Annotated in this window: 3 protein-coding genes and 1 pseudogene; 1 reads left to right on the top strand and 3 read right to left on the bottom strand. The window is 70.8% G+C overall.

The features are described from left to right. Window positions 1–945: pseudogene (locus C1J01_RS50740) on the top strand (ATP-binding protein); the annotation flags it as partial. A gap of 17 nt (window positions 946–962) precedes the next feature. On the opposite strand, the gene C1J01_RS46590 reads toward C1J01_RS50740, so the two are convergent. From C1J01_RS46590 to C1J01_RS46580, 3 genes are read right to left on the bottom strand one after another with little or no spacing between them, the layout of a single operon-like run. Further along, on the bottom strand, window positions 963–1,676 hold the full coding sequence (locus tag C1J01_RS46590; protein ID WP_111185406.1) for an aspartate/glutamate racemase family protein: 714 nt from the start codon (window positions 1,674–1,676) through the stop codon (window positions 963–965). A gap of 38 nt (window positions 1,677–1,714) precedes the next feature. Continuing rightward, on the bottom strand, window positions 1,715–3,094 hold the full coding sequence (locus C1J01_RS46585) for a UDP-N-acetylmuramoyl-tripeptide--D-alanyl-D-alanine ligase (protein ID WP_111185405.1): 1,380 nt from the start codon (window positions 3,092–3,094) through the stop codon (window positions 1,715–1,717). Continuing rightward, window positions 3,091–4,047 carry a D-alanine--D-alanine ligase family protein gene (locus tag C1J01_RS46580; protein ID WP_111185404.1) on the bottom strand — a complete coding sequence of 319 codons (957 nt, stop codon included), beginning with the start codon at window positions 4,045–4,047 and terminating at the stop codon, window positions 3,091–3,093. The genes C1J01_RS46585 and C1J01_RS46580 overlap by 4 nt, the downstream gene beginning before the upstream one ends. Between the last annotated feature and the right edge of the window lie 196 nt (window positions 4,048–4,243).

Here is a 4,243-nt window from a genome sequence, read left to right as displayed (position 1 = left end):
GCGGATGTCGGCACGTTGCTGCAGGTGGCCGAGAGTGCGGGGGCCGCGGACTGTGTCGCTTTCTGGGCGGGGCGTCAGGTGGAGGCGTTCCGGTTGTATCGGCGGGTGGAGACCGGTGAGCCGGTGGGGTTTGCGGCGTGGTTGCGGTTGGCGGAGCTCGATGAGGAGGAGTTGAGGGCTGATCCGGTGGTGGCGATGGCGTGGGGGCATGCGCGGGGTACCGCGCCGTTGCGGGCGGGTGAGCATGTGGGGGTCGGTCGGATGTGGGTGGTGCCGTCGTGTCGCGGGAGTTCGCCGGTGATGGAGGTGATGCTGGGGCGGTTGATCGGCGATTGTCTGCGGTCGGAGCGGCTGGCGTGGTCGTTCATCGAGGTGCGGCATCCGGACGACGTGTGGGTGGAGCTTGTGGGGCGGCGTCTGGGGATGCGTGACATCTCCGAGCGGCCACGGCCGGGAGATGACGCGTGCGCCGTGTTGGTTCATGATTGGCGCGCGGTGCCGGCGCGGGCGTGGCTGAGCCGGCAGCCCGGCTCGGGGTCCGCCGGCGGCGCCTCAGCGACGTTGGCGGTGTTGTCGCAGGCGGAGTTCGCCGACGCGGTTCGCAAGGCGTTGCGGCAGTTGCCGCGGCTGGACGTGTTGGCGGCTTCCCCGTTGACGCGCACCCGGGTGGTCGCCGAGCGGGCCGGGCAGAGCCCGGCCACGGCGTTGGGTGACCTGCTCCGCCAGGCGATCGACGATCTGCGTGCGGATCCGCGGGCGGTGAAGTTCCATCGAGCGTTGTCCGTCACGTTCCTGCGTGGCGCGCCGACGCAGGAGGTGGCCGCGGAGCGGCTCGGTCTTCCTTTCACCACCTATCGCCGTCATCTGGCGGCCGGTGTCGAGCGGGTCTGCGCCGACCTGTGGCATCGGGAGGTGTACGGCGCGTCGGCGTACCGGTCCGGTTGAGCCGCGAAGCAGCGGCTCTACCGGGGTGCAGGAACGTGTCCGTCGGCGAGTGCGAGGGCGGCCGCCGCCTCGGCGTGCAGTCGAGCGCTCGGCAGCACGGGGGTGGCGCTGTCCTTGTCGCTGATGAGCAGTTCGATCTCGGTGCAGCCGAGGATGACGGCTTCGGCGCCGTCGTCGGCGAGGTCGGCGATGATCCGGGCGTAGGCGTCCCTGGACGATTGCCGGAGGGCTCCGCGCACCAGTTCGTCGAAGATCACGCGATGGACGAGTTCGCGCTGCTCACGGCGCGGGATCATCACGTCGAAGCCGTGGGCGGCGAGCCGGTCCCGGTAGAAGGGCTGTTCCATGGTGAAGCGCGTGCCGAGCAGGCCGACCTTGCGCATGCCTCTGGCGCGGATCTCGGCGGCGACGGCGTCGGCGATGTGCAGCACGGGCACGTTCACGGCCCGCTCCACGTCGTCGCTCACCCGGCTGAAGGTGTTGCTGCAGACGAGCAGGAGGCCGGCGCCGAGGTCCTGGAGTTTCCTGCCCGCGTCGGTGAGCAACGTGCTCACCTCGTCCCAGCGGTCGGCGAAGATGAGGTTCTCGACGGTCGTGTAGTCGATGGACCAGATGAGGCTGTCGGCGGAGTGGCTGCCGCCGAGTCGTTCGCGTACCCGCTGGTTGATGATCTGGTAGTAGATCACGGTCGATTCCCAGCTCAGTCCGCCGATGAGGCCGATGGTGCGCATGGGGCTCCGTTTCGTCAGCTGGTGATCGGATGGAACGGTCAGGCGTCGGCCAGCGCGCGGGCGCAGGCGTCGAGGCCGATCTCGCTGGAGGCTTTGACGAACACCACGTCTCCTGGTTCGAGGAGCGCGGTGGCGAGTGTGAGGGCTGCGGTCACGTCGCCGGTGGTGTGGACGGCCAGGTCGTGGCCCGCGGATCGTGCCGCCTCCGCCATCGCGTGCGGGTCCCCCGTTCCGACCGTGATGAGCACGTCGTAGCGGAGGTCGGCGACGAGGCGGCCGATCTCGGCGTGCCGGGCGCGGGAGGCGTCGGCCTGCTGTCCCATCGCGCCGAGCACGGCGACGGTACGGCGGGTGCCGGCCAGGGCCTTGGCGGCGCGCAGGCCGGCCCGCATGGATTCGGGGTTGGCGTTGTAGGCGTCGTTGACGACGGTGACGCCGTCGGGTCGTTCGACGATCTCCAGGCGGCCCGCGGAGCGGCGTCGTGCGGTGGTGAGCCCGTCGGCGATCTCGGCGGCGTCCAGGCCGAGTACGATCGCGGCGGCGGCCGCGGCCAGGGCGTTGCTCACCTGGTGCTCACCGATGAGGTCGAGCTGGACGGGGGCGCGGCCGGTGGGGGTCACCAGGGTGAACGCGGGTCGTGCGCGGTCGGTCAGGCGCACGTGTTCGGCTCGCACCTGTGCCTGCGCGGATCGGCCGTACAGCAGGATCCGGGCTTTCGTGCGGCCGGTCATGCCGATGACGTACGGGTCGTCGGCGTTGAGCAGGGCGTACCCGTCGGCCGGGAGTGCCTCGACCAGTTCGCCTTTGGCCTGGGCCACGTCGGCCGGCCCGGTTCCCATCCGCTCGACGTGGGCGGTGCCGACGTTGAGCACGAGCCCGATCCGGGGTGGTGCGAGCCCGGTCAGGTACGTCAGGTCGCCCTTGCGGCCTGCGCCCATCTCGAGCACGAGGTGGCGGGTGGTGGCGTCGGCGCGCAGCACGGTGAGCGGCAGCCCGAGCTCGTTGTTGAACGACCGGTCGGTGGCGACCGTCGGGGCGTGTCGTTCGAGGACCTGGGCGAGCAGGTCCTTGGTCGTGGTCTTGCCCACGGAGCCGGTCAGGCCGATCACGGTCGGGCTGATGTGGTGGAGCAGGTGCCTGGCCAGCTGGCCTAGCGCTTGCTGGACGTCGTCGACGACGAGGGCGGGCACGCCGACGGGTCGTGCGGCCAGCACGGCGACGGCGCCGTTCGCGATGGCGGCGGCCGCGTGGTCGTGGCCGTCGACGCGGGCGCCGATCGTCGCGGCGAACAGGCCGCCGGGCACCACCGCGCGGGAGTCGACCGCCGAGGGCGCCGTGACCAGCGCGTGCGGGTCGGGTACGTCGTGCGGGCTCGCGCCGACGACCTGCGCGATCTCGTTCAGCGTCATGGGGATCATGAGCCGCTCCTGGCGAGGGCGAGGTCGATGAGGCGGCGCAGCAGGTCCGGGTACGGGACGCCGCTGGCGGCCCAGGCTCTGGCGTAGACGGAGCGGGAGGTGAAGCCGGGCATGGTGTTGACCTCCAGGACGTACAGGCGTCCGGTGTGCTCCTCGTAGAGGAAGTCGACGCGGGACAGTCCGTAGCCGCCGATGGCCTGGAAGGCGCGCAGGGACAGCTCGCGCACGTCCTCGGCGACCCGTTCCGGCAGTTCGGCGGGGATGGTGGCGATCTCGGCCTGGCTGAGGTATTTGGCCTCGTAGTCGAGCCAGTCGCCGGGCACGATGAGCTCGCCGGGCACGGAGGCGTCCGGGGTGTCGTGGTCGCCGAGGACGCCGCAGATGATCTCGCGTGCGGTCACGCCCTGCTCGACGACGACCACGCGGTCGTAGGTCAGGGCGAGTTCCACGCCCGCGCGCAGTTCGTTCATGGTGGTGACGCGTGAGATGCCGATGGAGGAGCCCAGGTTGGCCGGTTTGACGTACATCGGCCAGTCGAGCGGCTTCACCAGGTCCCAGTGGTCGGTGGTGGTGCGCCATTGGTGCTCGGTGAACCACACGTGCGGGGTGAGCGGAATGTCCTCCGCGAGGAACGTGCGCCGCATCGCGACCTTGTTCATGGCCACGGCGGAGGCCAGGACGCCGCAGCCCACGTACGGGATGCCGAGCGTCTCCAGGTGGCCTTGGACGACGCCGTCCTCGCCGAACGGGCCGTGCAGGACGGGGAAGACCACGTCGGCCAGGTCGCGTCGCAGCTCCATCGGCCATCTGCCCTGCCGGTCGATGATGACGGGCACGGGCTCGTACAGGTCCCTCGGCAGCGCTTCGAGCACGGCCTGTGCCGACTGCAGCGACACTTCGTGTTCGGCGGACGGCCCACCCGCCAGCACGGCCACGCGTACGCGTTCAGCCACGATCGATCAGCCTTTCTCGGTGGCACGGAGACGACACCGCCGGCGGCACGGTGTTTCCCCGTCGCCGGACGGCCCGCCGAGTGTCGGCTGTTCGCCTGACCGGTTCCCAGGCCATTCGCTGTCCACTTCCTGGCCATGGGTCGGCGCAATGGGGTGGGCGCAGGGGCTGGATCAGGGCCGGTGGTAGGTGATGGTG

The organism is Nonomuraea aridisoli, assembly GCF_003236395.1.
Taxonomy (GTDB): Bacteria; Actinomycetota; Actinomycetes; order Streptosporangiales; family Streptosporangiaceae; genus Nonomuraea; species Nonomuraea aridisoli.
This window is presented reverse-complemented; position numbering and strand designations above follow the sequence as displayed.

Bases quoted from the DNA above. Each gene is read 5' to 3' on its own strand.
- C1J01_RS46590 (WP_111185406.1), bottom strand. From the start codon at position 1,676: ATGCGCACCATCGGCCTCATCGGCGGACTGAGCTGGGAATCGACCGTG.
- C1J01_RS46585 (WP_111185405.1), bottom strand. From the start codon at position 3,094: ATGATCCCCATGACGCTGAACGAGATCGCGCAGGTCGTCGGCGCGAGC.